This is a genomic window from Thermomonas sp., from assembly GCF_025993755.1.
Lineage (GTDB): Bacteria > Pseudomonadota > Gammaproteobacteria > Xanthomonadales > Xanthomonadaceae > Thermomonas.
Map to the genome: position 1 here is coordinate 1 of NZ_JAMQHN010000022.1, position 3,153 is coordinate 3,153.

Consider the following 3,153-nt stretch of genomic DNA (forward strand, 5'->3'; position numbering starts at 1 on the left):
ATAGGCGGCCAGCCGGGCGGGCGGGACGACCTCGCCGCAGTCCACGCAGTGGACCGGCTGGCTCGGGTCGTAGCCGCGCAGGCTTTCGGCGAAGCGCGCCCGGCGCGCCTCGAACTGCGCCATTGCGCGCTCCTCGGCGTTGCTGGCCATGTCGGCGTCGTCCATCATCGGCGGCCCTCAGCCCTCACGCCGCATCCGGTCGGGGTCAGCCCCGACGCGGTGACGGCCTTGCAGTACCACTGCCACGCGAGCGCCTCCCAGGCGTCCATCGCCTGCACCAGCGAGGCCGTGCGCGCCGCGCACTCGTGATACAGCCCCGCGACGCGGTCGTGGTTGTCGATCAGCGCCAGTGCCGTGTCGCTGGTCGGCGCCGGCAGCTCCGGGCACGGCTGGCGCTGGTTGGCCTGCAGGGCCGGGGGCGGCGGCGGGCTCGGCGGCAGGGGCGGCGCGTCCCGCGTTGCTGTCGCGCCAGTGGCGCAGGATGTCGTCGCCCAGGCGCAGATCGCGCAGATCAGGGCGACGCGCAGCAAGCGCGTCCAGCGCCGCGCGCTGGCGTTCGGTAAAGGCTTGGATGCCGGCACGGTCTGTCTCCAGTTGGGTGGCAAGCGCCGCGAAGCGGTCGGCCGCTTCGCGGTTGGCGGCGGCCTGATCCACGGCGGTCTGCCGCAGGGTTTGCGCGGCGTTTTTGAGGTCGTTGATGGCCTTTCGATCCGCGTCCTGCTGCCGCCGCAGCTCGACGTTCTGGGCGACCGCCGCGCGGCCCTTCTGCCAGACGTTGCCGATGCCGAAGCCCAGCAGCAGCGCCAGCAGCGCGACGACGGCGGTGATCTTGCCGGGGATCATGGGCACACCGCCTGGCCGGGCCAGCCGGCGGCAAGGTAGATCGGTTCCAGCGCCAGCAGGATGCGCCGCGGGTAGCCCACGTTCTCGCGGTGCGCCCAGCTTGCGCGGGCGTTGAACGGCTCAACCGCGCGCCAGTCGTTGGCGTCGGCGCCGCCGCGCTGCGCCAGCAGCCGCTCGCGCTGCAATGCGCCCTCGCCGCCGTTGTAGGCGCGGAAGGCGTAGGCCCAGCGCGTGCAGGCGGACATCGGGCCGGCGTAGCGGTAGACCGGCACGCGGCCATACAGCCACGCCATGTAGCAAGCCTGTGCGCGCAGCGCCCACTGCGGATCCCACGGGTCCGGCGCGCCGACCGCCGGACAGACCGTGGGCAGCCAGCGTGCGGTTGCGGGCGTGAACTGCGTCAGGCCCTGCGCGTAGGGGCTTTCAGCGCGCGGGTCCCAGCTGCTTTCCTGGTGTACCTGCGCGGCCAGCCGCGCCACCGGCGCCTCCAGCCCGAAGTTGCGCACCGCCTCGCGCTCGATCGCCAGCCGGTAGGTGGTGGCGACCGGCGGGATGCGAACCTGCGCGTGCGCCGACTGGAATGCCAACAGCAGCGCAACGGTGGCGATGAAGCCCACCAGGAACCAGACCACGGCGCGCAGTGCCCGTTTCACGGCACCAGCGCCAGCGCGATCTCGGCCGCGCAGATGATCCACGCCGCGCACTTCCAGTCGGTGCCGGTCTCGATGCCGGTCGGTTCCGCCGGCAGCGGGTGGATGCGGCGGAAGCCCCAATGGATGACCAGGCCCACCAGGCCGCCCAGCAGGATCTTCGAGATGGCGTAGAGCACCAGCCAGCCCTTCATCGGGTTCTGCCAGGCGACGACGCCGAAGGTGGCGATGAAGCCCAGCCACAGCGGCCACAGCCGCGCCAGCCAGCCGTGCTCGCCGAAGGTGCTCGTCAGCATCGCGCGGACGCTGGGCGGCAGACCGCGCGTGCGGCCGAGGTAGATGGCGTACAGGACCAGCGCCGTCAGCGCCAGCAGGATCAGGATTGCAATCAGTCGCATCGTCGCCTCCGCATTGGAAGGCCGGCGACGGCGAGGGGCACGCCGCCGCCGGCGACGCGAAGCGGCCGAGGGTGCGGCCATCATCGCGGCGGGGCTTTTGGAGCACCCGCGCATCCACGATGCACGCGCGCGCGCGTGGCGCGGCTGCGAACGCGTTCGCTGCAAAGCAAAGCCCCGCCGGAGCGGGGCTTGTGTGAAGTCGCGGAAGTCCGGGCGGGTCAGCCCTGTTCGCGGTTCCTTTCCAACGCTGCACAAATCCGGCAAGACAGCATGATGAGTTCGCCGAAGCCAACCAGCACCAAGCTGCCGATTGCCGGAATGACAGCCATCAGCCGGTAGTACGACGGAGAGGCGCCGATGCCGAAGGCCGAGAAAAGCGAAAGGGCGAAACCGAGCCAGCCGATCAGCATGAGCGTGAACCCGACGCCGAACCCCGGCACGTCCTTGCCCTGCACCCCACGATTAGCGTTCATTGCGATTCCCCTTCGAAAGTCAGCTTGCGCTGGCGCAAGCCGCGACGATAGCGCATCTGGCGGTGGATGATCTTCTGGATCTGGCGCAGGGTCAGATCCTCGCGCTCGGCCAGCTCGTGCGCATTGCGGCCGTTGAAGGCATGCCAGATGCGCGCGTGGCGCAGCGCGGTCTCCAGCAGTTCGCCCTTCGCCAGGTACACCGGCCGGCCGCCGAAATAGAGCGCCAGCGCCAGCACCACCTCGCGGGCGGACGCGACCGACTGCTCGTGCGTCTGGCCACGACGCTGGAACACCGCCACCAGCACATCCACCATCGCCGCCAGCTGCTGCGGCCAACGGTGCGGCGGCAGGTCTTCGGCGTCTGCGTGCAGCAGCAGGTCGAGGGTTTCGTCCTGGCGGTCGTCCAGCAGCTCGGATTGGTGCGCGATCATACGGTCTCCTTCGCGATTACAGCGCTCCGATCGGTCCACGCGGCGGCAGGCCGTTGCCGGGAACCGGCGTTGAGGCAGTGGGACCGACCATGCGCGCCTGAACGTCGAGGCTGTCCGGCTTGGGCGCGTGGCCGATGAAGCCGCTCGCGGGCACGACACCACGACCGCCGAAGGCGCGGACGAACTCGGTTTCGGCCTTGGCCGATTCGATGATTCGACCGGCGACCTCGGCGACCGCCTTGGCGCGGTTGATGTCCATTGGTGTTGATTTGCGCTCAAAACTGAGCCACATCGGCTAGGGATTTCCGTCCAAAACTGAGCCACCTCCCGTCACCCTCCGTCCGTTCCCCGGACGGAG

Annotated in this window: 6 protein-coding genes; all 6 read right to left on the bottom strand. The window is 70.2% G+C overall.

The annotated features are described in order from the left end of the window. Positions 1 to 177: 177 nt before the first annotated feature. Positions 178 to 843 carry a hypothetical protein gene (locus Q0X16_RS01605; protein ID WP_297829944.1) on the bottom strand — a complete coding sequence of 222 codons (666 nt, stop codon included), beginning with the start codon at positions 841 to 843 and terminating at the stop codon, positions 178 to 180. Continuing rightward, positions 840 to 1,496 carry a transglycosylase SLT domain-containing protein gene (locus Q0X16_RS01610; RefSeq protein WP_297829946.1) on the bottom strand — a complete coding sequence of 219 codons (657 nt, stop codon included), beginning with the start codon at positions 1,494 to 1,496 and terminating at the stop codon, positions 840 to 842. The genes Q0X16_RS01605 and Q0X16_RS01610 overlap by 4 nt, the downstream gene beginning before the upstream one ends. After that, on the bottom strand, positions 1,493 to 1,891 hold the full coding sequence (locus Q0X16_RS01615) for a hypothetical protein (RefSeq protein ID WP_297829948.1): 399 nt from the start codon (positions 1,889 to 1,891) through the stop codon (positions 1,493 to 1,495). Before Q0X16_RS01615 ends, Q0X16_RS01610 begins: the two co-directional genes overlap by 4 nt. 218 nt (positions 1,892 to 2,109) lie before the next feature. Continuing rightward, positions 2,110 to 2,364 (bottom strand): hypothetical protein, encoded by a 255-nt coding sequence (locus tag Q0X16_RS01620; RefSeq protein ID WP_297829950.1) that lies wholly within the window; start codon positions 2,362 to 2,364, stop codon positions 2,110 to 2,112. After that, positions 2,361 to 2,795 (bottom strand): Mor transcription activator family protein, encoded by a 435-nt coding sequence (locus Q0X16_RS01625; RefSeq protein WP_297829952.1) that lies wholly within the window; start codon positions 2,793 to 2,795, stop codon positions 2,361 to 2,363. The genes Q0X16_RS01620 and Q0X16_RS01625 overlap by 4 nt, the downstream gene beginning before the upstream one ends. A gap of 16 nt (positions 2,796 to 2,811) precedes the next feature. Further along, positions 2,812 to 3,054 (bottom strand): hypothetical protein, encoded by a 243-nt coding sequence (locus tag Q0X16_RS01630; RefSeq protein WP_297829954.1) that lies wholly within the window; start codon positions 3,052 to 3,054, stop codon positions 2,812 to 2,814. Between the last annotated feature and the right edge of the window lie 99 nt (positions 3,055 to 3,153).

Excerpts from the sequence above, each read along its gene's own strand:
- Q0X16_RS01605 (WP_297829944.1), bottom strand. The coding sequence starts at position 843 with ATGATCCCCGGCAAGATCACCGCCGTCGTCGCGCTGCTGGCGCTGCTG.
- Q0X16_RS01630 (WP_297829954.1), bottom strand. The coding sequence starts at position 3,054 with ATGGACATCAACCGCGCCAAGGCGGTCGCCGAGGTCGCCGGTCGAATC.
- Q0X16_RS01625 (WP_297829952.1), bottom strand. The coding sequence starts at position 2,795 with ATGATCGCGCACCAATCCGAGCTGCTGGACGACCGCCAGGACGAAACC.
- Q0X16_RS01620 (WP_297829950.1), bottom strand. The coding sequence starts at position 2,364 with ATGAACGCTAATCGTGGGGTGCAGGGCAAGGACGTGCCGGGGTTCGGC.
- Q0X16_RS01615 (WP_297829948.1), bottom strand. The coding sequence starts at position 1,891 with ATGCGACTGATTGCAATCCTGATCCTGCTGGCGCTGACGGCGCTGGTC.